This window comes from Shewanella sp. Isolate13 (genome assembly GCF_022398325.1).
Lineage (GTDB): Bacteria > Pseudomonadota > Gammaproteobacteria > Enterobacterales > Shewanellaceae > Shewanella.
This window is the reverse complement of the sequence record NZ_JAKEVD010000079.1, coordinates 1-722: the sequence shown is the minus strand read 5'-3', so window position 1 is coordinate 722 and position 722 is coordinate 1. Positions and strand designations below refer to the sequence as shown.

Annotated in this window: 2 tRNA genes and 1 rRNA gene; all 3 read right to left on the bottom strand. The window is 41.5% G+C overall.

The window, feature by feature from the left end:
• Positions 1-142: ribosomal RNA gene (locus L1D44_RS21700) — 23S ribosomal RNA — on the bottom strand; the annotation flags it as partial.
• Between the two features lie 306 nt (positions 143-448).
• A tRNA-Ala gene (locus tag L1D44_RS21695) sits at positions 449-524 on the bottom strand.
• A gap of 65 nt (positions 525-589) precedes the next feature.
• Positions 590-666, bottom strand: a tRNA-Ile gene (locus L1D44_RS21690).
• Positions 667-722 lie beyond the last annotated feature (56 nt).

Genomic DNA, 722 nt, shown 5'->3' with positions numbered 1-722 from the left:
GCTTATGCTAGTGGGTTTCCCCATTCGGACATCGTTAGCTCAAATGCTTGTTACTAGCTCGCCAACGCTTTTCGCAAGTTACTACGTCCTTCATCGCCTCTGACTGCCAAGGCATCCACCATATACGCTTAGTCACTTAACCATACAACCCAAATAAGTCTCTATGAGAWTATCCGTTTGTTTTATCAGGGTAGATAAAACAGTCGTATCGCAACTAATGGTTTCTACTTTCGCCAAAATTAGAATTTTTACTTAAAACCGTTAARYYKTAAKCCAAGACACTTAATGTTAAGTGTTTTGAGAACTCAATTTTTAATTTCGCAATAATCTTTCGATTATTACTATCAGCTTTCCAAATTTTTAAAGAGCGGGCTTAAAAAAGCCAAAGATAAATTTTGCATTTATCTTTGGCATCTCTAACCAGTGCATGCTTCTACAAGAGAAGAAATGGTGGAGCTATGCGGGATCGAACCGCAGACCTCCTGCGTGCAAGGCAGGCGCTCTCCCAGCTGAGCTATAGCCCCATTTACATGCAGTCAAACAAACTTACGTCTACCAAACCTTTCTTATCAAAGATAAGGAAAGATATTGGTGGGTCAGAGTGGACTTGAACCACCGACCTCACCCTTATCAGGGGTGCGCTCTAACCAGCTGAGCTACAGACCCAACGTAATTTGCTCTTTCTTTACGACAAGCATATCTGTGTGAACACTCAACAACTA